This window comes from Roseinatronobacter sp. S2 (genome assembly GCF_029581395.1).
Lineage (GTDB): Bacteria > Pseudomonadota > Alphaproteobacteria > Rhodobacterales > Rhodobacteraceae > Roseinatronobacter.
Genome location: NZ_CP121113.1, coordinates 2,336,183 through 2,356,944, shown reverse-complemented (window position 1 = coordinate 2,356,944; position 20,762 = coordinate 2,336,183). Strand labels below are relative to the sequence as shown.

24 protein-coding genes are annotated in these 20,762 nt (G+C 60.3%); 7 read left to right on the top strand and 17 right to left on the bottom strand.

The window, feature by feature from the left end:
• Positions 1-41: 41 nt before the first annotated feature.
• Positions 42-401 (bottom strand): PilZ domain-containing protein, encoded by a 360-nt coding sequence (locus P8S53_RS11260; RefSeq protein ID WP_277804062.1) that lies wholly within the window; start codon positions 399-401, stop codon positions 42-44.
• Between the two features lie 139 nt (positions 402-540).
• Between P8S53_RS11260 and P8S53_RS11255 the strand changes: the two genes are divergently transcribed.
• Positions 541-1,836 (top strand): surface lipoprotein assembly modifier, encoded by a 1,296-nt coding sequence (locus P8S53_RS11255; protein WP_277804061.1) that lies wholly within the window; start codon positions 541-543, stop codon positions 1,834-1,836.
• 61 nt (positions 1,837-1,897) lie between these two features.
• On the opposite strand, the gene xth is transcribed toward P8S53_RS11255, so the two are convergent.
• Entirely contained in the window at positions 1,898-2,707 is an 810-nt protein-coding gene (gene xth / locus P8S53_RS11250; protein ID WP_277804060.1) for an exodeoxyribonuclease III, read from the bottom strand.
• 340 nt (positions 2,708-3,047) lie between these two features.
• Positions 3,048-3,671, bottom strand: a complete 624-nt coding sequence (locus P8S53_RS11245; RefSeq protein WP_277804059.1) for a hypothetical protein — start codon at positions 3,669-3,671, stop codon at positions 3,048-3,050.
• Positions 3,672-3,820: 149 nt separating this feature from the next.
• Here P8S53_RS11245 and P8S53_RS11240 point away from each other — a divergent pair, with 149 nt between their 5' ends.
• Complete coding sequence (locus P8S53_RS11240) at positions 3,821-4,702, top strand: tetratricopeptide repeat protein (protein ID WP_277806704.1); 882 nt, start codon at positions 3,821-3,823, stop codon at positions 4,700-4,702.
• Positions 4,703-5,180: 478 nt separating this feature from the next.
• Here the strand turns inward: P8S53_RS11240 and P8S53_RS11235 are convergent, their stop codons facing one another.
• The 9 genes from P8S53_RS11235 to P8S53_RS11195 form a co-directional block, all read right to left on the bottom strand.
• On the bottom strand, positions 5,181-5,960 hold the full coding sequence (locus tag P8S53_RS11235) for a succinate dehydrogenase iron-sulfur subunit (RefSeq protein ID WP_306417798.1): 780 nt from the start codon (positions 5,958-5,960) through the stop codon (positions 5,181-5,183).
• A gap of 10 nt (positions 5,961-5,970) precedes the next feature.
• Positions 5,971-6,324, bottom strand: coding sequence for a hypothetical protein (locus P8S53_RS11230; protein WP_277804058.1), 354 nt, complete (start codon positions 6,322-6,324; stop codon positions 5,971-5,973).
• 14 nt (positions 6,325-6,338) lie between these two features.
• Positions 6,339-8,144: a succinate dehydrogenase flavoprotein subunit gene (sdhA, locus tag P8S53_RS11225; protein WP_277804057.1), complete on the bottom strand. Its 1,806-nt coding sequence runs from the start codon at positions 8,142-8,144 to the stop codon at positions 6,339-6,341.
• Between the two features lie 9 nt (positions 8,145-8,153).
• Positions 8,154-8,534 (bottom strand): succinate dehydrogenase, hydrophobic membrane anchor protein, encoded by a 381-nt coding sequence (gene sdhD / locus P8S53_RS11220; RefSeq protein ID WP_277804056.1) that lies wholly within the window; start codon positions 8,532-8,534, stop codon positions 8,154-8,156.
• Positions 8,535-8,546: 12 nt separating this feature from the next.
• On the bottom strand, positions 8,547-8,930 hold the full coding sequence (gene sdhC / locus P8S53_RS11215; RefSeq protein WP_277804055.1) for a succinate dehydrogenase, cytochrome b556 subunit: 384 nt from the start codon (positions 8,928-8,930) through the stop codon (positions 8,547-8,549).
• A 249-nt stretch (positions 8,931-9,179) separates the two neighbouring features.
• Complete coding sequence (locus P8S53_RS11210; protein ID WP_277804054.1) at positions 9,180-10,208, bottom strand: MaoC family dehydratase; 1,029 nt, start codon at positions 10,206-10,208, stop codon at positions 9,180-9,182.
• A gap of 57 nt (positions 10,209-10,265) precedes the next feature.
• Positions 10,266-10,469, bottom strand: coding sequence for a DUF1737 domain-containing protein (locus P8S53_RS11205; RefSeq protein WP_277804053.1), 204 nt, complete (start codon positions 10,467-10,469; stop codon positions 10,266-10,268).
• A 41-nt stretch (positions 10,470-10,510) separates the two neighbouring features.
• On the bottom strand, positions 10,511-11,074 hold the full coding sequence (locus P8S53_RS11200; RefSeq protein WP_277804052.1) for an NnrU family protein: 564 nt from the start codon (positions 11,072-11,074) through the stop codon (positions 10,511-10,513).
• A gap of 5 nt (positions 11,075-11,079) precedes the next feature.
• The gene (locus P8S53_RS11195) at positions 11,080-11,946 is read right to left on the bottom strand and encodes a CoA ester lyase (RefSeq protein WP_277804051.1); all 867 of its coding nucleotides are present in this window, start codon (positions 11,944-11,946) and stop codon (positions 11,080-11,082) included.
• Positions 11,947-12,140: 194 nt separating this feature from the next.
• Here P8S53_RS11195 and P8S53_RS11190 point away from each other — a divergent pair, with 194 nt between their 5' ends.
• The 4 genes from P8S53_RS11190 to P8S53_RS11175 are packed head-to-tail and all read left to right on the top strand — an operon-like array spanning position 12,141 to position 15,281.
• Entirely contained in the window at positions 12,141-12,455 is a 315-nt protein-coding gene (locus P8S53_RS11190) for a hypothetical protein (protein ID WP_277804050.1), read from the top strand.
• 26 nt (positions 12,456-12,481) lie between these two features.
• Positions 12,482-13,405 carry a MurR/RpiR family transcriptional regulator gene (locus P8S53_RS11185; protein WP_277804049.1) on the top strand — a complete coding sequence of 308 codons (924 nt, stop codon included), beginning with the start codon at positions 12,482-12,484 and terminating at the stop codon, positions 13,403-13,405.
• Positions 13,402-14,727, top strand: coding sequence for an aspartate aminotransferase family protein (locus tag P8S53_RS11180; protein WP_277804048.1), 1,326 nt, complete (start codon positions 13,402-13,404; stop codon positions 14,725-14,727). Before P8S53_RS11185 ends, P8S53_RS11180 begins: the two co-directional genes overlap by 4 nt.
• Positions 14,724-15,281 carry a carboxymuconolactone decarboxylase family protein gene (locus P8S53_RS11175; protein ID WP_277804047.1) on the top strand — a complete coding sequence of 186 codons (558 nt, stop codon included), beginning with the start codon at positions 14,724-14,726 and terminating at the stop codon, positions 15,279-15,281. The genes P8S53_RS11180 and P8S53_RS11175 overlap by 4 nt, the downstream gene beginning before the upstream one ends.
• 390 nt (positions 15,282-15,671) lie before the next feature.
• Here the strand turns inward: P8S53_RS11175 and infC are convergent, their stop codons facing one another.
• The gene (gene infC, locus P8S53_RS11170; protein WP_373418523.1) at positions 15,672-16,211 is read right to left on the bottom strand and encodes a translation initiation factor IF-3; all 540 of its coding nucleotides are present in this window, start codon (positions 16,209-16,211) and stop codon (positions 15,672-15,674) included.
• A 194-nt stretch (positions 16,212-16,405) separates the two neighbouring features.
• Here infC and P8S53_RS11165 point away from each other — a divergent pair, with 194 nt between their 5' ends.
• Positions 16,406-17,035, top strand: coding sequence for a hypothetical protein (locus P8S53_RS11165; RefSeq protein WP_277804046.1), 630 nt, complete (start codon positions 16,406-16,408; stop codon positions 17,033-17,035).
• Positions 17,036-17,107: 72 nt separating this feature from the next.
• Here P8S53_RS11165 and P8S53_RS11160 read toward each other — a convergent pair whose 3' ends face one another.
• The 4 genes from P8S53_RS11160 to P8S53_RS11145 all read right to left on the bottom strand — a co-directional run bounded on the left by P8S53_RS11160 (position 17,108) and on the right by P8S53_RS11145 (position 20,613).
• Positions 17,108-19,147 carry an ASKHA domain-containing protein gene (locus P8S53_RS11160; protein WP_277804045.1) on the bottom strand — a complete coding sequence of 680 codons (2,040 nt, stop codon included), beginning with the start codon at positions 19,145-19,147 and terminating at the stop codon, positions 17,108-17,110.
• Positions 19,148-19,233: 86 nt separating this feature from the next.
• A complete protein-coding gene (locus P8S53_RS11155; protein ID WP_277804044.1) occupies positions 19,234-19,650 on the bottom strand; it encodes a universal stress protein in 417 nt (138 codons plus the stop codon).
• Positions 19,651-19,759: 109 nt separating this feature from the next.
• Positions 19,760-20,176 (bottom strand): universal stress protein, encoded by a 417-nt coding sequence (locus P8S53_RS11150; protein ID WP_277804043.1) that lies wholly within the window; start codon positions 20,174-20,176, stop codon positions 19,760-19,762.
• A 23-nt stretch (positions 20,177-20,199) separates the two neighbouring features.
• Positions 20,200-20,613 carry a universal stress protein gene (locus P8S53_RS11145; RefSeq protein WP_277804042.1) on the bottom strand — a complete coding sequence of 138 codons (414 nt, stop codon included), beginning with the start codon at positions 20,611-20,613 and terminating at the stop codon, positions 20,200-20,202.
• Between the last annotated feature and the right edge of the window lie 149 nt (positions 20,614-20,762).

The window sequence follows — 20,762 nt, the reverse complement described above, 5'->3', positions numbered from 1 at the left end:
CTGCAACCTGATCAACCACCCCACGGGCGCACATTCTGCCGCTATAATTCGGTAAACCCGTGGACCCTTGCGCCGGTGACATGGTGCTTTTCCGGCATCAGGCGCAGCAGGAAGCGCGACTTGTCCGCAGCAGACCCGCCCTTGGTGAATTGCAAACCAATCTGGTTGCCCTTGATCCAGCGCACTTCGGCCATAACGACAGCCCCTTTCGCATGCAATTGCAACACTTCGCCCGGTCGGGTTTCCAGACTGGTTTGCAGCTTCAAGCCCGCATCGGAAAGATCGAGCAGATGCGACAGAAATCGTGTGCCGTCACGGATTATTCCCACCGGTGTGGTCAGGTGCTGTCTTCGTGGGCGGTAGCGCATGGCATGGCCTGTCAGAATTGTTGTGCCGGACAAGACTGCGTCAATTTCATTGACCAGCGGTTAAGATATGCAGGCAGGCGGTGCAGTTTGATTGACTTGCGCCGAAAATTGCGAAAGAATCAGGAAAATCATAAAAATGGCGGCGAATGTCGCTGCAGTATTGAGCAGTAAAATGTATTTTTCAGACAAGGCTCTGGCGCTTGCGGTTGTGATTTGGTGTGCCGCTGGCAGCCTTCAGGCAGATACGCTGGAACGGGCCGGGCGGTTGATGGTGGCCGAAGATTTCGCCACCGCGCGTGTGGCCGCCCAAAATGCGACTATTGAGACCGCAGAGGATGAAGTTGAACAGGCGTGGATTATCGGCCTGTCGCATATGCGCGAAAACGCCCCGCGCACCGCGCTGCCGCATCTGGAACGGACTGTCACCCTTGCCCCGCAGGTCACACGGTTCCGGCTGGAACTGGCGCGCGCGCTTTACCTGACCGAACAGGATGAACGCGCAAGGTTTCATTTCGACAGCGCATTGGCGGGGCAGTTGTCGCTGGGGGAAATCGCGGCCATTCAGGAATACATGACCGCCATGGACCGGCGCAAGACGTGGCAGGGCCATGCCAGTTTTGCCATTGTGCCGCAAACAAACCCAACGCGGGCGTCCGGCGAAAGCCATGTCATGGTCGGTGGTTTCATTCCCCTGCCGCTGGCCCCTGTCAAGCGCGGGGTCGGTGTGGATCTGGGGCTCGGGGCGACTTGGTTGCCAAGATTGGGGCAGGATTTGCGCGGGCGCGTGCATCTCATGGCCAACGGGCAGGTGTTTGAAGAAAGCCGCCTGAACAGTTGGCGTCTGCGCAATGAACTGGGTGTGGTGGTATTGGGTGATCATGGCCGCCAGATTGGTGCGGGCATAACGTTGCAGGCGGCGTTCACGGATGCGGGGCGCGTTATGGAAGGGGTTGGTGTCTATGCCAGTTTCCAACGCCGTTTCGGGGCGCGCACGCATGTGTCGCTGCGGGCAAATGTCGACAGGTTGCGTTACCCGCAGGTTGCCAATGACGCGATGGACGGGTGGCGCACGGCGCTGTCTGTCAACACAATCCATATTCTGACCCCGCAAATCCGGCTGGACGGGGGCGTGACGCTGTCGAAGATGAACGCGACCATGGATTTCAACACGCGCAGCGATATAGGTGTGAATTTTGGCGGGCAATATGCGCATACAGGTGGCATAACCACGGGCCTTAGCGTGGCTGCATCCCAGACCCAATATGCCGCGTCCAACCCGCTATTGCCGCAATTTGCACCCGCGCGTGATACCAATGTTAGCCTGACCGCATCGCTGATGCACCGCGAACTGACAGTGCAGGGGTTTGCCCCTGTGCTGCATCTGGGCGTGGAACGTCAGGACAGCAATATTCCGTCACGGTCCTTCAGCAACCTGCGTGCATCACTTGGCGCAACGCGGGAGTTTTAAGCGGCTGTCCCTTGCGGCCCCCCCCGGCCAAATCAGCGCGGTGCCCGGACAGGATGATGCGCTATACGGCCAGTTCCGCCCAGATGGGCACATGGTCTGAGGGTTTTTCGCCCGCGCGCGTTTCCGTGTCGATCCGGCAATCGCGCAACAGATCGGCGGCATGGGCATTCAGCAAGATATGGTCAATGCGGATGCCGTCATTGCGCGCCCACGCCCCCGCCTGATAATCCCAGAACGTGTATTGCCCCGGCGCCGGATTGACGGCGTGCAAGGCATCGGTAAACCCCAGATGCACCATGCGCCGGAACGCCATGCGTGATGGCAGGCGAAACAGCGCATCCTCCGTCCATGCATCGGGGCGCGCGGCATCTTCGGCCTGCGGGATGATGTTGTAATCCCCCATCACCGCCAGCGGTATTTCCATCGCCAGCAGATCGCGCAAGCGCGCCTCCATGCGGGCCATCCATGCCAGCTTATAGGCGTATTTGCCGCCCGCCACCGGCTGGCCCTGCGTGTCCAGCTCAACCGGGTTCCCGTTGGGCAGGTACAGCCCGCACACCCGCAGCGCGTGGCTGTCGCCTGTGACTGTGGCTTCTATCCAGCGGGCCTGCACATCGTCCTCATCGCCGGGCAGGCCGCAGACCACATCTTCCAGCGGCAGTTTGCTGGCAATGGCCACGCCGTTGAACCCTTTTTGCCCATGCGTGTGCAGATTATAGCCGCGATCCTCTATCAACTCACGCGGGAATGTCTCATCGGTGGATTTGATTTCCTGCATCACCAGCAGGTCTGGCGATGCGTCATCCAGCCAGCGCGTCAGCGCGCCCGCGCGGGCCTTGATGCCATTGATGTTGAAACTGGCGATTTTCATGAACCGGACCTTTCGCTGGGCGCAGGGATGGCCCGCTTGTGCCAGTTCGCACCGGTGCTGGGCAAGACCGAAAGCGCTTGAGGGCTGCAAGGGGAGGGAATTCTGGCCTTTTGCGGTCATTAGCGCTTGGATAAAGCCCGCGCCAGTGGTGGGTCGGGGTCTGCCGATCCGACATTATAAGAATGCAGTTTATGCAGGCTGCATATCCTTACTTCAAAGGCTTGGCCAGCCATCAGCCAAATCGGCAGGCCGCGGGACGGCCCACCGATGGCGCGGCGGGCTGCGCCCTTTGCTCCGCGCCTTGGGGCTTTCCCGATGTCCGCAAAAGGCCCACAATCCCCTATTGATGCGCACGGATACGCGCAGACAGGCGCAGCGCATGGGTGCGGTCATCAGAGACAGCGGGCAGGACAGGATCATAGGCCGCACGGATAACGCCTGCAATCTCGGGGCGCAGGATGGTCTGGCCCTGATGGACCGCCAGCGCCGACATGTCTGTGAATGCACGATCAGACCACAGCAGGATGACCTGCACCGCCTGTGACAGTGCCAGAACATCGGCGGGCACATCGGATAATGCCTCATCCATCTGCACAAACACGAACGCCGCGCGGATTGCGTTCCGCTCGTCAAACCGGAACACGCGATACTGGTTCGCCCCTGCCGCGCGCAACCGCGCAACCAGTGGGTTCAGCCCGTCAACCAGCCGGTCCAGATTGGGCACATCCAGCAATTCCGACCAGTCCCTGAAGACAAAAACCATCAGGTTTGCGCCAAGTTCGGGATCGGTTTCCGCCATTTTGTGACCGGCAAGTGCCACAACCGCTTCAATCGCGCCCTTGATGGTGGCGAGCGTGGCATCTTCCACCCCGAAGATCACCGGCACGATGGGCCGGCCCCAGCGTGCGCACAGAAAACTGCCATCGGAACGGGTGAAAAGCGCTTCAATCTGGTCGGGTGTCATGGGGCCTCCTTTTCGTGCGCTACGCATAAAGTCCCTGCATCACTGGCGCAAGCTGTCGCGCGCATGTCACAAAGGCGTGACAGCGCCCCGACCCCAAAGTATAGAAACCGAAAGCAGGGCAAATACGGGGCGCGGGAAACGTGATACGAATGGTATGTGTGGCGCTGGCGTTGATGGCGCACCCCACAGGCGCGAATGCGCAATTGCGCGTCGATGATGCGCTGGCATATCTGGATCGGGGCGATAGTGACCGCGCGGTGCAGATCCTGCAACCGCTGGCATCGCGCGGGGACGTGCTGGCGCAATACAATCTGGGCGTTCTGGCGCTTGCAGGGCAGGGTGGTATTGGCACAGATCAGGCGGATCACTGGTTGGACAAGGCCGCACAGGCCGGATACCTGCCCGCGAAAATCGCGCTGGCGGACCTGTCGCTTGACCGGCATGATTGGGTGCAGGCTGAACATTGGTATGAACGGGCCGCGCAGGCCGGTGATGTGACTGCGCAATTCATGTCGGGGCTTATCCTTGATCAGGGGCTGGCAGGTGAAGGTGACCCCGATGCAGCCCGGCATTGGTATGAACAGGCCGCACAGCAAGGTCACGCACAGGCGCAATTCGCGCTGGCGACCCTGCTGATGGAGGGGGGGCACCCCCAACAGGCTGCGCACTGGTTCGAACAGGCCGCAGGGCAAGGCCATGTTGCGGCGAAATTTGAACTGGCCCGCGCCTTGGCGGCAGGTCACGGCGTGGCGCAGGATGCCGCCGCCGCGCGCGGCTGGTATCTGCGCGCAGCCCATGCGGGCTTTGCCCCTGCAATGTATAATCTGGCGCTGATGCAGGCACGCGGTCGGGGCGGGCGGGGCAGTTACCGCCTTGCGCTGGCATGGGCGCTGAACGCGCAAAACGCAGGCCACGATCCTGCGCAGGACCTGATCGCGGCGCTGCGCGATGTCATGCCCCCCGATGCGCAGGCAGATGCGGGCGCACTGGCGCAAACCTGTATAGCGCGGCAATCCGAGGTATGTGACTGATACCAGCGCAAGCGTTCCCCGCTGCAACGGTGGTGGCGAGGGTCTGGACCATGTTCATGTCCGGTCGAGGCAACACCGTTGGCGGGTGGGGGCAGGCCTGAAGGGGACATTCGCGCGGGGACTAAGCCTGCACCAACGGTGGGCCGGGGTCTGCCGGTCCGGCATTTGAGACGCGCAGTTTATGCAAGCTGCATATCCCTTACTTAAATCGCTTGGCGTGTCGCTGGCCAAATCGGCAGGCCGCGGGACGGCCCGCCGATGGCGCGGCGGGCTGCGCCCTTTGCTCCGCGCCTTGGGGCTTTCCCGATGTCCGCAAAAGGCCAGAACTGACCATTGGTTACGTAGGACGGTAAGATGGCCAGTCGGTCGCTGGACCGGATTCATCCGCTGTCACATAATCAAGTTTGTGCTTCACACTCATCATAAAGGCCGGCGCAAATGCGACCGGCCTTTGATCCGATAACCCAGCGCCCTGGCGTCAATGCGTGCGCGAAATCATCATTTTCTTGACTTCGGCAATGGCCTTGGCGGGGTTCAGCCCTTTGGGGCAGGTTTTGGTGCAGTTCATGATGGTGTGGCACCGATACAGCTTGAACGGGTCATGCAGATCGTCAAGCCGTTCGCCCGTGGCTTCATCGCGTGAATCGATGATCCAGCGATAGGCATGCAACAGGGCTGCTGGCCCAAGGTAGCGGTCACCGTTCCACCAATAGCTTGGGCAGGACGTGGAGCAACACGCGCACATCACACATTCATAAAGCCCGTCAAGTTTTTCACGATCTTCAATCGACTGTTTCCATTCCTTGGCGGGGGTGTTCGATTTGGTCTCCAACCAGGGCTTGATGGACGCATGCTGCGCATAGAAATGCGTCAGGTCAGGCACCAGATCCTTGACCACCGGCATATGCGGCAGCGGGTAGATCTTTACATCGCCCTTCACCTCATCCATGCCGAAAATACAGGCCAGCTGGTTGCCGCCGTCGATATTCATCGCGCAAGACCCGCAAATCCCCTCGCGGCAGGACCGCCGAAAGGTCAGCGTGGGGTCGATTTCGCTTTTGATCTTGATCAGCGCGTCAAGAACCATGGGGCCGCATGTGTCCATATCGACAAAATAAGTGTCCACACGCGGGTTTTCCCCGTCATCGGGGTTCCAGCGATAAATCTGGAACTTGCGCAGGTTTGTGGCGCCTTCTGGCTTGGGCCAGGTCTTGCCGATGCGCATCTGGCTATTCTTGGGCAGGGTCAGTTGGACCATTTTCGCCTCCTTAAAGCAGGAACGGGGCAAGCCCGTCTGTGGCTAGACATCTAATCGTTTCGGGGCGCGTGGCGATTTCGACCACCAGCGCATTTGTCTGGGGGCTGATGGTCGGTTGCCCCGCTGCCAGTGCAAGCCGCGTCAGTTCGCTTGCGCTGGCGTTGTTGATCACGCAATCGCTGGCAGGTTCCAACGGCACGCCGGGAAAGTTATCGGCCAGCGCCGGACGCACGACACTACGCGCCGCGTCGCGCGCCAGCTGGTCTTGCATATCGGCGCAGGCGGACAGTGCCAGAAGTGCGGCACAGGCCAGCCCTGTCTGCACTCTCGGACCCGTCAAAACCTGTTTTCTGATGAAAGCCATCTGCGCCCGACCCGTCAGAATTTACGTTCGGCAGGGGCGATTTTCTGCATCGAAATGCCACCATCAGCTTCCAGCGTCAGCGGCTCTGTATGGACAGGGCGGTAATCCAGCCGGACCGATGTGTTATCCACCCAAGCCAGCGTATGCTTGCGCCATGTGGCGTCGTCGCGGTCGGGATAATCCTCATGCGCATGCGCCCCGCGCGATTCCTTGCGCGCCTCGGCGCCCACAATGGTGGTCAATGCGCAAGGCATCAGGTTGTCCAGTTCAAGCGTTTCCATCAGGTCGGTGTTCCAGATCAGGCTGCGGTCGGTGACCTTCAGGTCAGCCATCTTGCCTGCCACGTCCTGCATCTTGCGGCACCCTTCGGCCAGCGTTTTATCGGTGCGGAACACCGCCGCATCCGACTGCATGGCCTTTTGCATTTCAAGCCGCAGGTCCGATGTCGGCACAGCGCCGTCCAGATTGCGGAACCTGTCGAAGCGTTCCAGCGCCTTGTCCACGCTGGCCTTGTTCAGCTTGGGGTTGGGCGCTTTGGGGTCCACAACCTGACCGGCGCGAATGGCGGCTGCGCGCCCGAACACAACAAGGTCAATCAACGAATTCGACCCAAGGCGGTTTGCCCCGTGCACGCTGGCACAGGCCGCTTCGCCCACAGCCATCAGCCCCGGTGACACGCGGTCGGGGTTTTCAGCATCGGCGTTCAGAACCTCGCCCCAGTAATTGGTCGGAATCCCGCCCATATTGTAATGCACCGTTGGCAAAACGGGGATAGGTTCCTTGTTCACGTCAACACCCGCAAAGACCCGCGCGGATTCGGAAATACCGGGCAGGCGCAGTTTCAGGGTTTCGGGCGGCAGGTGGTTCAGGTGCAGGTGGATATGGTCGCCATTTGCGCCAACACCGCGCCCTTCGCGAATTTCCATCGTCATGCACCGGCTGACATAGTCGCGCGGGGCCAGATCCTTGTAATGGGGCGCGTAGCGTTCCATGAAACGCTCGCCCTCGGAATTGGTCAGGTAACCGCCTTCGCCGCGCGCGCCTTCGGTAATCAGGCAGCCTGCACCGTAAATGCCGGTCGGGTGGAATTGCACGAATTCCATATCCTGAAGCGGCAAGCCCGCGCGTGCCACCATCCCGTTTCCGTCACCGGTGCAGGTATGGGCCGATGTGGCGCTGAAATAGGCGCGGCCATAACCGCCCGTGGCAAGAACCACCATCTTGGCGCTGAACAGATGCAGCGTGCCATCATCCAGCTTCCACGCCAGCACGCCCTGACACACCCCATCTTCGGACATGATCAGGTCGGTTGCGAAATATTCAATGAAAAACTCGGCCTTTTGCTTGACCGACTGGCCATACAGCGTGTGCAGCATGGCGTGGCCAGTGCGGTCGGCGGCAGCACATGTGCGCTGCACGGGCGGCCCTTCGCCGAATTCGGTCGTGTGGCCGCCAAAGGGGCGCTGGTAAATCTTGCCTTCTTCGGTGCGCGAAAACGGCACGCCGTAATGCTCCAGCTCATAGACGGCCTTGGGGGCTTCGCGCGCCAGATATTCCATCGCATCCGTATCGCCCAGCCAGTCCGACCCCTTGACGGTGTCATACATGTGCCATTGCCAATGGTCCGGCCCCATATTCGACAGGCTTGCGGCAATGCCGCCCTGTGCAGCCACAGTGTGGCTGCGGGTCGGGAAAACCTTGGTCACACAAGCGGTTTTCAACCCCTGTTCGGCCATGCCCAGTGTCGCGCGCAACCCTGCGCCACCTGCGCCCACCACGACCACATCATAGGTATGTTCTTCGATCTTGTAAGCAGACATGTCTTTCCCTCAGGCGCTGAACAGGACGGATGCAACCGACAGGACACCGGCAACGCCGAACGCCCAGCACAGCAATGTGTTGGCCAGCAGCGACACTGTGCGCGCGGCCTTGTTTGGCACATAGTCTTCCAGCACCGTTTGCAAGCCCTGCTGCAAATGCGCGAAAACCGCGATGATGAACAAAATCGCGACCAATGCGTGCCACAGGTTGGAATAGGTGGCGACAAATGCGTCATGCCCTGACCCCAATGCCCGCCCGAACGGCACGATGAACAGCAATGTCAAAGGGATAAGCGCGACCGACGTGATACGCTGGGACCACCAGTGATGTGACCCTTCGCCTGCGGAACCGGACCCGTGTACGCGGGCATAAGCTGTTTTGAACCCCATGTTGCGCGCCCCTTATATGATGATGATTGTCAGCAATGTCAGAACGACAGTGCCTGCGAAGACCACATAGGTCGTTTTCTCGACGATATCGATGCCCATCATGCGGCCTGTATCCCAGATCAGGTGACGGATGGAATTGAGCATGTGATACCAAAGTGCCGCCAGCGAGCCGATCATCACCAGATGGCCAATAACAGAGGTCAGCAATCCGTCAACGAACTCGAAATATGCAGCGCCGAATGCGCCGGCGGCGAACCACCAGATGATCAGCATCGCCGAAAGCGCCATGCCCACCCCCGTAATCCGGTTCAGGATCGACGAGACGGCAGCCAGCGGCAGGCGATAAATTTGCATATGCGGGGAAAGCGGGCGGTTGCCCCTGTTCACGTCGGCCATGGATGGCTCCCTTTTCTATGGCAGGGCTGCAAATGGCAGCCTGGCTCAAGTGCCTTAGCTCTGCCCCATTCAATAGCGGATTTTATCAGAATGTCACGCGCCGAGGCAGGTTTGCGCCATAAAATCCGTGCGGTTTGTAATAAAAAAGCAAGCAAAATGAATTATGTGATCACACGATGCCAGCTTGTGATCACATAATGGGTGGCCTTGTGATCACCTATCGCCATGCCTGCGACTCGGGGCCGTGTCCTAGCGTGGAACCAACACCCAATAGTCCAGATCCAGCAGCACATCAGGGTCATATTTTCCATCATCCCCGCGCAACACGCCCGCCGCCCCTTTGGTGGCGACAAGCCGCAACCGCAATGCACCGACACCGGGGGCAGGGGTCTCGGCGCGGTCCAGCACTTCGGACCATGCGCGCACCGTGTCGCCTGCAAAACAGGGGTTTGCATGCGCGCCGCCATTGATGGCCGCGATCATCTGTGCATTGGCCAGCCCGTTGAACGACAGCGCGCGTGCCAGTGATATGATATGCCCGCCATAGATCAGCCGCTTGCCATCGGGGCGGAATGTGGCGTCGAAATGGACCTTGGCGGTGTTTTGCCACAGCCGCGTGGCCAGCATATGCTCGGCCTCCTCAAGGGTGACACCGTCCACATGGTCAATCCGCTCGCCCACGGTATAATCGCCCCAGCGGTGCGGCTCGCCCGCGGCGGTGAAATCGTAACTGGTAAAATCCAGCCCTTCTGGGATCACCAGATCGCGCGCTGCCACCACCTGCGGCAGATCCGGCACCAGTGTCCCGGGGGCAGGCGCATCCGGGTCGCGCTTGCGCACCATCACCCAGCGCACATACTCCAGCACCACATCGCCGCGCTGGTTGCGCCCGCGCGTGCGCACATAGACGACGCCGGATTTGCCGTTTGAATTCTGCTTCAGCCCGATGATGTCAGAGCGGCTTTGCAATGTGTCACCGGGATAGACAGGGCGCAGGAACCGCCCCGCCGCATAGCCCAGATTGGCGACTGCGTTCAGGCTGATATCGGGCACCGATTTGCCAAACACGATATGAAAGGCAATCAGATCATCCACAGGGCTGGCGGCCAGGCCACAGGCGCGCGCAAATTCATCCGATGAATACAGTGCGCCCCGCGCGGGATATAGGGCGTGATACAGCGCACGCTCCCCCCCTGATACCGTGCGCGGCACGGCATGGTCGATGACCTGCCCGATCCGGTAATCCTCAAAGAAACGCCCCGCGGTGGTCTTGCTCATCCTGCCCTCTTCATCTTGCTACAAATACTCAACTTTTTTGCGGCAGTTCCTGTCGTCTCACAAGGTGCCCAGCCGCACATCGGGGTCATACGCCCCCGCCACATCCTTGATGACAGCCTGCGCGCAGCGCATCGTGCCGGTTGCCGGATCATGGGCATAGGCGGGCGATCCATATAATTCCCAGCCCTTGGACAGGGCATCTGTGACCTTGTGGCAAAAGGCAGATGTGTCTTCTGCGGTCAGCAATCTGTAGGCGCGCATTTTTTATCCTCCAAAAGGCCAGGGGTTTCCCCCAAAAAAGGTCAGGGGTTTACCCCCCCAAAAGGCCAGGGGCCAAGCCAGCCGTGAATCTGGCCCACCACCAGCATCGCAAACAGCGCGCCCACAACGGCTACGCCTTCTTTCCACATCGCGGCCTCGGGCGGGCGCGTCCAGTCGCGGTTTGCGCGGTTGATCATGATCACCGATACCACCGCCCATGCCAGCAGACCGCCGAACAGGATGACGCCCTGCACTGTGCCCACAACCAGCAAATGCGCCAGTGCCCATGCCTTGAACCCCGACAGTTGCGGGTGACGAATGCGCTGGTGCAGGCCGGTTTTCAACCCAGATACGGCGAACAGATAGAACCCTATGAACACCAGCAGGTTGTTCAGATGTGTCATCCATGGCGGCGATACCCACAGCCAGATCGGGTCTGCCATGCGGTAGCCGATGGTCATCACCACGATGGATGCCAGCAACAAAACCGCAACCACCCCCATCCCCTTGTCGCCCAATCCCGCGCGCCGCTCCGGTGCGAGTCGCTTGAACAGATGCGCGCCCGCCCATAGGGCAACGCCAAGGATCAGAAGGATGGTTCCCATAATGGCTACTCCGTAAAGGATGCGATGGCGTCTGCCTTCGCAAGGATTTGCTGTGCGGTCACAATATGCAGGTTTTCGACAATCTTACCATCCACGACCGCCACACCTTCGCCTTTTGCTGTCGCCTCTTCAAATGCGGCGATCTGGCGGCGGGCAAGGGCCACTTCGTCATCTGATGGCGCAAAAATCTGGTTGGCAATGTCCAGTTGTGCGGGGTGAATCAGCGTCTTGCCGTCAAAGCCCATGTCGCGGCCCTGCTGGCATTCCGCGCGCAGCCCCTCTTCATCCTTGAACGCGTTATAGACCCCGTCCACCGCCACGATTCCGGCCGCCTTGGCCGCCATCAGGGGCAGTTGCAGCGCCGTCAGCAGAGGCATGCGGTCCGCCCGGAACCGGCACCCCATATCCTTGGCCAGATCATTCGTGCCCATGATGAACCCGGCCATGCGCGGGGCCTGCGCGATGTCCAGCGCGTTCAGCACCCCAAGGGGGGATTCGATCATCGCCCAGATGCGGGTGTGTGCGGTGTCACTGCGGGCGTCCAGCAGGCGGGCCAACTGCGTTACATGGGCTGCACTGTCCACCTTGGGCAGCAGGATCGCTTCGGGTTTTGCCGTGGCTATCACATCCAGATCATCCGCGCCCCATGGCGTGGAAAGCGCGTTGATCCGCACCAGTTTTGCGCGCCTGCCATAGTCCAGCGCGCACAGCGTCTCAGTCAGCAGTTTGCGGGCATTTGGCTTTTCATCAATCGCGACCGCATCTTCCAGATCAAAGATAATGGCATCTGTTGCAAGGCCGGTGGCTTTTTCCAGCGCCCGCTCCTTGGAGCCGGGAATATACAGAACCGATCGGAAGGGGCGCGTGTCCATGAGTCTCTCCTCGTAATAATATTGCGTGCAAAACACCAGTTTCGGTTACATTTGGCAAGCCCTGTTTTGCTGCATTGCGGCAAAGTGGCGCTTTTCCAATGCAGACCAGTGCGTTCGGTGCCTTTACCGCGTTTTGGCAAGGGGCGTGGCAGACTTGAGTTTCGGTCCATACCCCATGCGAAAGGTCTTGAATTATGCGTCTGAAATCTGCCTGCCTTGCGATAGCCGTGTCCCTGTTGGCCGCACCGGTTCAGGCGCAGGGTTTGTCCTGTGCCCCGCGCGCGGATGTTTTGAAATTGCTGGCTGACGCTGCGCAATCGCGCCGCGCCATTGGTCTGGCGGGGCGCGCGGTGATGGAAATGTTCGCCGCAACCGACAGCACGGACTGGACTGTCACGGTCACCTTGCCCGACGGGCGTATGTGTTTGTTGGCCCAGGGCACCGCGTTTGATGCAGGCCATGAGATGTTCCCCGCGCGCGGGAAGCCGTTGTCGTTCACATCTGAGTGAAACATATGTTTCACAATGAGAAATGAATGTTGTTTTTTCGGGACGGATGTGGTATGCCCAATGGCATGATGCAACGAATTCAGTCCCGCATAGCAGCCCGTCTGCCCGAACTTCCCGGTCAATTGCGCCAAGCTGCGCAATGGATTGTCGATAACCCGCGCGATGTGGCATTGCTGTCCATGCGCGAACAGGCGCGGCGCGCGGGCGTGCAGCCCGCGTCCATGACACGGCTGGCGCAGGCGCTTGGCTATGAAGGCTTTGACGTGTTGCGCGCCCAGCATGCCGATATTTTGCGCGATATGGGGCAGGGGCTAAGTGGTCAGGCGCAAAACCGCCTGAAAGTGGATGCTGGCAGTGTTGCAGGCATAGCAAATGCAATGATTTCCCATTCGGCGGCGCAAATCGCGGAACTGGCAAATAGTGACGTGGCAAGTGCGCTGGACTGCGCGGCGGATCACTTGTCGAAATCTGCGCGCATATTCTGTTTGGGGCAGCGGTCCAGCCATGCGGTGGCGTGGCATTTCTATTACGCGCTGTCGCTGGTCAGTGACCGTGCGGTGCTACTGGATATGGCGGGTGGCACGGGGTTTGACCCGCTGATGCGCGCGGGCGCGAATGATGCGTTGTTTGTGTGCTGCGTGCGGCCCTACACCCGCGCCGTGGTGGATGCCACCGAACAGGCCCGCCAGCGCGGGCTGCGCATCGTCGCGGTAACGGACAGCCCGTTTTCGCCATTGGTCGGGGCGGATGACACGGCGCTGATCGTGCCCACCGCCAGTGCATCCTATCTGCATGCCATGACACCGGCCTTTCTGATGGCCGATATTCTGGCCGCGCTGATCGCGCGCGCCGATGATCCCGCGACGCTGGCGCGGCTGGACGGGCTGGACCGCCAGCTGGCCACGCTGAACACATTCTTCCAGTTTCCAGATGACAAGGCAGACCCATGACCCATTTGTTGCACCGTTCCATCCATACCCCCCCGCGCAAGGCGGTGTCTGCGGCGGGCATCCATTTTACTGATGCAGCGGGCAAACAGTATATAGATGCGTCGGGCGGGGCGGCGGTGTCCTGTCTGGGGCATGCGCACCCAGATGTGCTGGCCGCGCTGCATGCGCAGCTTGACCGGCTGGCCTATGCGCATACCGGCTTCTTCACTTCTGACGTGGCAGAAGCGTTGGCCGACACGCTGATTGCCAGCGCGCCCGAAGGGTTAAGCCATGTCTATCTGGTGTCGGGTGGGTCCGAAGCGGTCGAGGCGGCGTTGAAAATGGCGCGGCAGTATTTTACGGAAACCGGCCAGCCCCAACGCCGCCACATCATCGCGCGCCGGCAAAGTTACCATGGCAACACGCTGGGCGCCTTGGCGACAGGGGGCAATGAATGGCGCCGCGCGCAGTTCAAACCGCTGTTGATGCAGGCCCATCACATCGCGCCTTGTTATGCCTACCGCGAACAGCATGCGGGCGAGTCGGACGCCGATTACGCCCTGCGCGCGGCGGGCGAGCTGGAGGCGAAGATTCTGGAACTTGGCCCCGACACAGTGGCCGCATTCGTGGCCGAACCTGTGGTTGGCGCAACGTCGGGCGCAGTGCCTGCCGTGGGCGATTATTTCAAACATATCCGTGCAATTTGTGACCGTTACGGGGTGTTATTAATCCTTGACGAAGTGATGTGCGGCATGGGGCGCACGGGCAGCCTGTATGCGTGCGAACATGATGGCATAGCGCCCGATCTGCTGACCATCGCCAAGGGTTTGGGCGGGGGGTATCAGCCCATCGGGGCCACATTGTTAAGCCGCAAGATTTATGACGCCTTTGCAAACGGGTCGGGGTTTTTCCAGCATGGCCATACCTATATGGGCCATCCCATGGCCGCCGCTGCCGGACTGGCCGTGCAGCAAGTGATCGCGCGCGATAACCTGCTGGCCAATGTGCGCGACATGGGCGCGGTGTTGCGCGAAAACCTGCAATCGGCTTTTGGTCAACACCCGCATATTGGCGACATTCGCGGGCGCGGGTTGTTTCAGGCGATTGAACTTGTGGCCGACCGCGACACGAAAGCGCCGTTTGATCCCGCGCGCAAAATCCACGCCCATATCAAGCGCGAGGCGATGGAACGCGGGCTTATGGTCTATCCGATGGGCGGCACGATTGACGGGGTGCAGGGTGATCATGTGCTGCTGGCCCCCCCCTTTATTGTGACCCGCGATGATCTGGGGCAGGTGACACAGCGCCTGTCCGACGCGGTCAAGGCGGCGCTGGCGGCATGAGTGTGCCGGATTTCGCGCCCCTGCCGGATGCTGACTGGCCCCAAGCGCTGGACGATCTGCGCACGGGGTTTGCCGGTCAGTTGAATGTCTATCGGATCATGGCCCATCATCCCGCGCTGTTGCGGGCATGGACGGGGTTGCGCACCCATATCGTGCAGAACACATCGCTTGGCCCGCAGCGGGCAGAGGTGGTTATTCTGCGGCTCGCGCATCGTGTGGGCTGTGCCTATGAATGGAACCAGCATGTTGTGCGCGGGCTGGCGGCGGGGCTGGACAAGGGGCGCATTGCCGCGTTGCGCGGACCGCTGCCGCAGATGCCGCCCGAAGATGCCACGCTGGCAGGTGCCGTGGATGCGCTGGTGGATAACAAACAGCTGAACCCGGCCCAGCTTGATGATGTGGTGGCGCTTGTGGGCAAGCACGGTGCGCTGGATCTGATGGCAACCGCTGGCATGTATCTGACATTGGGGTTCATGCTGAACACCGCACCGCCCGCGCTGGAACCCGCGATTGCACGGAAGCTGGCGCAGCAGGCCCCGGAACTGGCGGCCTGAGCGGTTGTTGTCTGGTTATCGTTGAATGCGGGCGTGGTTCGGTTTTGGCCTTTTGCGGTCATTGGGAAAGCCCCAGGGCGCGGAGCAAAGGGCGCAGCCCGCCGCGCCATCGGCGGGCCGTCCCGCGGCCTGCCGATTTGGCCAGCGACACACCGAGCCTTTGAACACAGGAGTATGTAGCCTGTATAAAGTGAACTTCATTAATGTCGGATCGGCAGACCCCGGCCCACCGATGGCGCGGGCTTAGGCCAAGTGTGAAGGGCAGCAATACGCCAGAACTGCCCGCCCATGATTGCCTTGGACCGGCTGCAACCTTGCCCCCCAAACAAAAGACCCGCTGTGGACTACAGCGGGCCGTCTGTTCGGGAAATTCCTGAACGCGGGGTCAGGTCAGCGCGGTGCGATCATCATGATCATCTGCCGCCCTTCCATCTTGGGCATGCTTTCGACCTTGCCAAGTTCTTCAATGTCGCCAGCGACACGGTGCAGCAACTCGGACCCGATATTCTGGTGCGCCATTTCGCGACCACGGAAGCGCAACGTCACCTTTACCTTGTCGCCAGCTTCCAGAAAGCGGATGACATTGCGCATCTTGACATCATAGTCATGCGTATCGGTATTGGGCCGGAATTTCACTTCCTTGATTTCGATGATGTGCTGTTTCTTGCGCGCTTCGGCTTCGCGCTTCTGGACTTCGTATTTATACTTGCCGAAATCCATGATCTTGCAGACCGGCGGGGTCGCATTGGGCGAGATTTCGACAAGATCAAGGCCAACCTCTTCGGCCATCACAACAGCCTGAGCGGGGGTTACGACCCCAAGATTTTCACCTTCGGCCCCGATAAGGCGAATTTCCGGCGCGCGGATACGGTCATTCACACGCGGGCCAGTGTCGCGTTGCGGCGGGGCATTATGCGGTCTGCGGGCTATGGTAAGATTCCTTCTCACGTTTCATTGATGGCGCAGGATAAAGCCGCACGGCATGTGATTCAAGCGCGAAGATTCAAACTGTTCCTGGCAGCAACACGCTTGTTTTATCATTGCTGAATATCAGCGCTTTGCAAGCGCAGAAATCTCTGCGATAAACCGACGCCAGTTTGATATCATGGTAAAGGAAGCCACATATGAACAAAACGGTGTTGATCATTATCGCCGCAGCTGCGGTTGCTGCGGCCATCTGGCTTGGCGTGCAATCGCGCGACGTGGCAGAACCGGTTCCCGCGCCCGAACCCGAGCTGACAGTAGAAGACCCCATCGACGAGGCCATTGAAGAGCCAGCCCCGGTGGAGCCTGAAGAACCTGCGGTTGAAGAAGACCTGACCGAGGACCAGCCAAGCGTCGATGAATTGCTTGATGATGTTGCCGATGAAGCCGCCGAAACCGTTGATCAAGCGGTTGAGGGTGAGGTTGATGCAGAATCGCAAAGCGTTGAAGATGCTGTGGAAGATATCCTTGGTGATGATGGCGCAGATGCGGGCACAGACGCTGCAACCGTAGACGCCGCTGTCGAAGATGCCGCAGAAGACCTGTCGCCCGACGCGGCCGAGACCACAGCGGACGCAATCGATGAAGCCGTCGAGACGCAGGAACTGGGGCTTGATCTGTCGCTGGATGCAATCCGCGCGCGGATCGACGCGGCCGGCCTTGGCGTGGCCGAACGTGCGACAATCGAAAGCCTGCTGCAAGCGGCCGGTGATAACCCCGACTTGCTGGAACAGGTTGCGGAACGTCTGCGCGAACTGACCGGCAACTGATCCGGACCTATCGCATATCAAAAGCCCGGATGCGCTGCATCCGGGCTTTTTTCATGGCTGCATGTTCGGGTATCAGCCGCGCTTGCGTCTGCGCCGCCCGCCATCGCCATCGCCGCCGCCCGTGTTGAAGCTGACATCGGGCAGGGTGACGATCTGCGCCAGTTCGGGGAATGTGTCCACGGCATGGGGCAGGGCGCTGGCATTGACGAAATGTTCCTGAAAGCGCGGCTCGATCGCGGTTTCAACCTTGTGGATGCGTCGCACTGTGGCCTCGATCGCCGCACGCGCGGCAGCGCTGCACAGCGCGATGCGCGCGCCATGTCCGGCGGCATTGCCTGCACTGGTCACATTCGCCAGCAGCGCATCGGGGATCATGCCCAGAACCATCGCATGTTTGGGGCTGATATGCGCCCCGAACGCACCGGCCAAAACCACGCGGTCCACCGTGTCGGTGCCGATTTCATCCATCAACAGGCGTGCGCCCGCATAAAGCGCGGATTTCGCAAGCTGGATGGCGCGGATATCGCCTTGGGTCACGGTAATGCGTGGCCCGCCTGTGGCACTGGCATCATGGATCAGATAGGCATGTGTGCGCCCTTCGGCCTGACAGCGCCATGTGCCCGTCTGCGCCGCCGATCCGATCAGCCCCGATTTGTCCACCAGCCCCGCCATGCGCATTTCGGCCACTGCCTCTATAATGCCCGACCCGCAGATACCTGTCACGCCGGTCGATGCTATGGCATCTGCAAATGCAGGGTCATCCGACCACAATTCGCAGCCGATGACGCGAAAGCGCGGCTCGCGTGTGTCGGGGTCAATGCGAATCGCCTCGATTGCGCCGGGGGCGGCGCGCTGGCCTGATGATATCTGCGCGCCCTCAAACGCAGGGCCGGTGGGCGACGAGCACGCCAGAACACGGCGTTTGTCCCCCAGCAGGATTTCGGCATTGGTTCCCACATCGACCACCAGAACCAGATCATCCGATGTCTCGGGGCTTTCGGACAGGGCGACCGCCGCCGCATCCGCGCCCACATGCCCCGCAATGCAGGGCAGCAGATAGGTGCGCGCGGCAGGGTTCATGGCATGCAGGCCCAGCTCGCGCGCGTCCAGCGTCAGCGATTCCGACATGGCCAGCGCAAAGGGTGCCTGTCCCAGTTCCACGGGGTCAATGCCCAGAAACAGGTGATGCATGACAGGGTTGCACACGACCACCGCTTCCATAATCTCGCGCGCGGTTATGCCGGCTTCCTGCGCGATGGCGTCAAACAGGGTGTTCATGCCTTCGCGCACGGTGCGCGTCATTTCCACATCACCGCCCGGATTCATCATGGCGTAGCTGACGCGCGACATAAGGTCTTCGCCAAAGCGGATTTGCGGGTTCATGATGCCTGATGATGTCACCACCTCGCCGGTGCGCAGATCACACAGATGGGCGGCAATCGTGGTGGACCCAAGGTCAATGGCCAGCCCGTACAGCCCCCCTTCATACAGCCCCGGCCATATGTCCAGCACCCGATGCGGGCCTGCGTGATGGTCCTTGTGCAGCGCAACCGTGACCTGCCACGCGCCTTGTCGCAGCGCGGGTTGCAACTTGCGCAGCACGTCCAGCGGTGCGGTCACACCGTCGATCTGCCACTGGTCGCGCAGCGCTGTGGCCAGGCGTTCAAAATCGCCTGATGGTTCATGCATGTCGGGTTCGGTGACGTCGACCAGATACAGGCGCGTCGCGGGGTCCATGGTGATGGTGCGCGCGCTTGCGGCCTTGCGCACGACCTGCCGGTGCACCTGACTTTCGGCGGGCACATCAATGACCACATCGCCCATGATCTGCGCCTGACAGCCCAGCCGCCGCCCGTCCTTCAACCCGCGTTTGTCGTGGTAGCGTTGCTCAACCGCGTTCCAGTCCGACAGGGCGTCACTGGCAACGGTCACACCATGCTTGGAAAATTCGCCGTAACCCGGTGAAATCTGGCATTTGGAACATATGCCGCGCCCGCCACAGACCGAATCCAGATCAACGCCCAGTTGCCGCGCGGCCGTCAGAACCGGCGTTCCAAAAGGAAAACGCCCCCGCTTGCCCGAGGGCGTGAAAATTACCAACGCATCTGACATCTGCCGCCTCCTGTAGTGTGCCCCTCAGATAACGGCTTGTGCGCGATAGGAAAGGGCGGATCGCGGCATGTCGGGCAAAAAATGCGTCAGCGTTCGATCAGAACCGAAATCGGTGAATGGCGCACCACGCGCGCGGCGGTGGAGCCGATGAAATAATCGCTCATTCCGGGTTTGTGGCTGGAAATCATGATCAGGTCTGCATTGCAGTCCCGCGCGCATTTCAGAATATTTTCCGACGGGCGGCCGCCGCGCAGATCAATATCCACATTCTTGGCCTTCACCCGCGAGGCCAGCGATTCCAACTGGGTCCGAATGGATTTGCGGTGGTTCAAAAGCTGCTCTTTTGACACCGCAGCCGTCAGATAGGCCGGTATTTCATCCATGACATGAACAAGCGTGATGGACCCGCCTGCGTCGACAAGCGTGTTGGCCTTGTCAATCAGGCTGCGGCTGGTCGCGCCCTTGTTAAACAACGCAACTGCGATGACGATGGATTGATACATTCTGTTCCTCCCGGATCGGTGGTTTGTTGGAAGATGGCACAGCCGCCGGTGCAAAGCAAACCCCGCGCAATCGCAGGTGATTGCGCGGGGGGCAGAACCCTGCGGTGGATCAGCGCGTTACCAGAACCGAAACCTGCGCATGCCGCACGATACGGGCAGCAGTGGAGCCGATGAAATAGTCGCTCAACCCCGGTTTGTGGCTGGCAATCATGATAAGATCAGCGTCCGCTTCCTGCGCACATCCCAGGATTGATGCCGATGGCTGGCCCTGACGAATGACGGAACTGACCGCGATATCCGAATATTCTGCGGCAATGGCGGCAAGCTGGTCTTCGACATCCTTGCGACGGGCCGAAATCTGCGATTGGGGAATGGCTGCCGCAACATAGCCGGGGATTTCATCAATAACATGGACCAGCGTGACCTTGCCGCCGTCTGACAGCAGTTTGCGGGCTTTATCCATAGCGGCGCGGGTGGTTGCCCCCTCATTGAACAGCGCGGCGGCGATGATGATGGAATTATACATATGTCTGGTTTCCTTTGGTTGCGTTAGCGTTGAATCAACACCGAACAGGTCGCGTGGCGCACCACGCGCGCCGCAGTGGAGCCGATGAAATAGTCGCCCAGTCCGGGTTTGTGACTGGCGATCATGATAAGGTCGGCATTGCTGTCTTCGGCGGCCTGCATGATCTGGCCAGATGCCGCGCCATAGCGCACATCCTCGACCACGCGCAGCCCGGCGGCAGGATCTGTCAGCGCCTTGAGTTCCACCATGGCTTCGGCGCGGCGGCGTTCCTGCGTGTCGCGCGGCAATTGTGCCGCGATGAAACTGGGCACTTCTTCAAGGACGTGAACAAGGCGCATTTCCCCGCCCGCATCCAAAAGGGTTCCGGCCCGTTTGACCAGGGTTTTCGCCTGATCAACATGTTCCAGATCCACAGCGACAATTATTCTGCCATACATCTTTGTTTCCTTCATAATCCTGTTGCGCTGTGCGTAGTGTGACACCCAGCTTCGCCCATGACGTTGATTTCTGTCAAATTGGAAATGATACATACTGAATTTTGCCTGTTTCAGCCTGAAATCAGAAGTGAAGCTTGCGTGTCTTGCGC

Excerpts from the sequence above, each read along its gene's own strand:
- P8S53_RS11175 (WP_277804047.1), top strand. The coding sequence starts at position 14,724 with ATGAGTGTGCCGGATTTCGCGCCCCTGCCGGATGCTGACTGGCCCCAA.
- P8S53_RS11235 (WP_306417798.1), bottom strand. The coding sequence starts at position 5,960 with ATGGTCCAACTGACCCTGCCCAAGAATAGCCAGATGCGCATCGGCAAG.
- P8S53_RS11180 (WP_277804048.1), top strand. The coding sequence starts at position 13,402 with ATGACCCATTTGTTGCACCGTTCCATCCATACCCCCCCGCGCAAGGCG.
- sdhA (WP_277804057.1), bottom strand. The coding sequence starts at position 8,144 with ATGTCTGCTTACAAGATCGAAGAACATACCTATGATGTGGTCGTGGTG.
- P8S53_RS11210 (WP_277804054.1), bottom strand. The coding sequence starts at position 10,208 with ATGAGCAAGACCACCGCGGGGCGTTTCTTTGAGGATTACCGGATCGGG.
- P8S53_RS11145 (WP_277804042.1), bottom strand. The coding sequence starts at position 20,613 with ATGTATGGCAGAATAATTGTCGCTGTGGATCTGGAACATGTTGATCAG.
- P8S53_RS11165 (WP_277804046.1), top strand. The coding sequence starts at position 16,406 with ATGAACAAAACGGTGTTGATCATTATCGCCGCAGCTGCGGTTGCTGCG.
- P8S53_RS11190 (WP_277804050.1), top strand. The coding sequence starts at position 12,141 with ATGCGTCTGAAATCTGCCTGCCTTGCGATAGCCGTGTCCCTGTTGGCC.
- P8S53_RS11205 (WP_277804053.1), bottom strand. The coding sequence starts at position 10,469 with ATGCGCGCCTACAGATTGCTGACCGCAGAAGACACATCTGCCTTTTGC.
- P8S53_RS11155 (WP_277804044.1), bottom strand. The coding sequence starts at position 19,650 with ATGTATCAATCCATCGTCATCGCAGTTGCGTTGTTTAACAAGGGCGCG.
- P8S53_RS11160 (WP_277804045.1), bottom strand. The coding sequence starts at position 19,147 with ATGTCAGATGCGTTGGTAATTTTCACGCCCTCGGGCAAGCGGGGGCGT.
- sdhD (WP_277804056.1), bottom strand. The coding sequence starts at position 8,534 with ATGGGGTTCAAAACAGCTTATGCCCGCGTACACGGGTCCGGTTCCGCA.
- P8S53_RS11185 (WP_277804049.1), top strand. The coding sequence starts at position 12,482 with ATGTTGTTTTTTCGGGACGGATGTGGTATGCCCAATGGCATGATGCAA.
- P8S53_RS11200 (WP_277804052.1), bottom strand. The coding sequence starts at position 11,074 with ATGGGAACCATCCTTCTGATCCTTGGCGTTGCCCTATGGGCGGGCGCG.
- xth (WP_277804060.1), bottom strand. The coding sequence starts at position 2,707 with ATGAAAATCGCCAGTTTCAACATCAATGGCATCAAGGCCCGCGCGGGC.
- sdhC (WP_277804055.1), bottom strand. The coding sequence starts at position 8,930 with ATGGCCGACGTGAACAGGGGCAACCGCCCGCTTTCCCCGCATATGCAA.
- P8S53_RS11230 (WP_277804058.1), bottom strand. The coding sequence starts at position 6,324 with ATGGCTTTCATCAGAAAACAGGTTTTGACGGGTCCGAGAGTGCAGACA.
- P8S53_RS11150 (WP_277804043.1), bottom strand. The coding sequence starts at position 20,176 with ATGTATAATTCCATCATCATCGCCGCCGCGCTGTTCAATGAGGGGGCA.
- P8S53_RS11240 (WP_277806704.1), top strand. The coding sequence starts at position 3,821 with ATGGTATGTGTGGCGCTGGCGTTGATGGCGCACCCCACAGGCGCGAAT.
- P8S53_RS11195 (WP_277804051.1), bottom strand. The coding sequence starts at position 11,946 with ATGGACACGCGCCCCTTCCGATCGGTTCTGTATATTCCCGGCTCCAAG.
- P8S53_RS11245 (WP_277804059.1), bottom strand. The coding sequence starts at position 3,671 with ATGACACCCGACCAGATTGAAGCGCTTTTCACCCGTTCCGATGGCAGT.
- P8S53_RS11255 (WP_277804061.1), top strand. The coding sequence starts at position 541 with ATGTATTTTTCAGACAAGGCTCTGGCGCTTGCGGTTGTGATTTGGTGT.